Origin of the sequence: Bartonella capreoli (genome assembly GCF_902813205.1) — a bacterium.
In the GTDB taxonomy this organism is placed as follows: domain Bacteria; phylum Pseudomonadota; class Alphaproteobacteria; order Rhizobiales; family Rhizobiaceae; genus Bartonella; species Bartonella schoenbuchensis.
The window spans coordinates 1-623 of record NZ_CADDZX010000098.1; the positions used below are offsets into that span (position 1 = coordinate 1).

1 protein-coding gene and 1 pseudogene are annotated in these 623 nt (G+C 38.2%); both read left to right on the forward strand.

Features of this window, described 5'->3' with window-relative positions; genetic code table 11:
* Nucleotides 1-132 (forward strand): annotated as a pseudogene (rirA, locus tag J7R05_RS09380) (iron-responsive transcriptional regulator RirA); the annotation flags it as partial.
* Between the two features lie 22 nt (nucleotides 133-154).
* A partial coding sequence (locus J7R05_RS07520) for a 2-C-methyl-D-erythritol 4-phosphate cytidylyltransferase (protein ID WP_343070540.1) occupies nucleotides 155-623 on the forward strand: 469 nt, incomplete at its 3' end.

Here is a 623-nt window from a genome sequence, read left to right on the forward strand (position 1 = left end):
GGTTTAAATACTGCACTTCAAAAAGCTTTAAATGCTTTTTTTGATGTATTATCAGTGATATCCCTTGCTGATCTTCAACGACCAGCCTTTCAAAATAAATTTAAAATTGATGATCATAAAACAATAAACTAAGATAATAAAAAGGAGATTAAGTATTTCTATTGCAGCAATAATATTAGCCGCTGGACGCGGTGAAAGGGCAAAATCTCCACACAAAATTCCAAAACAGTACCAACTTCTAGGGCAAGAGCCGGTTATTTGTCATACTGTGCGTTGCTTTTTGCAGCATCCAGCCATCACAACGATTATCCTCGTTATTCATCCAGAAGACCGCCAAATCTGTGAGCAAGCTATCGTTGTTTTTAAAGAGCACCTTCTCATTGTTGAAGGAGGTAATACACGTCAAATATCTACTTTATGTGGGCTTCATGCACTTAAAAAGTTCAAGCCGCAGTATGTGCATATTCATGATGGTGCACGCCCCTTTATCGAAAATCAACTCCTCGATCAAATCCACACAACTGTCAATCATCAAGAAGGCGTTCTTCCCGTTCTCGCAATTTCTGATACTCTCAAACGCATAAATAGCGCATACCATGTTTTAGAAACAATTCCACGTACTA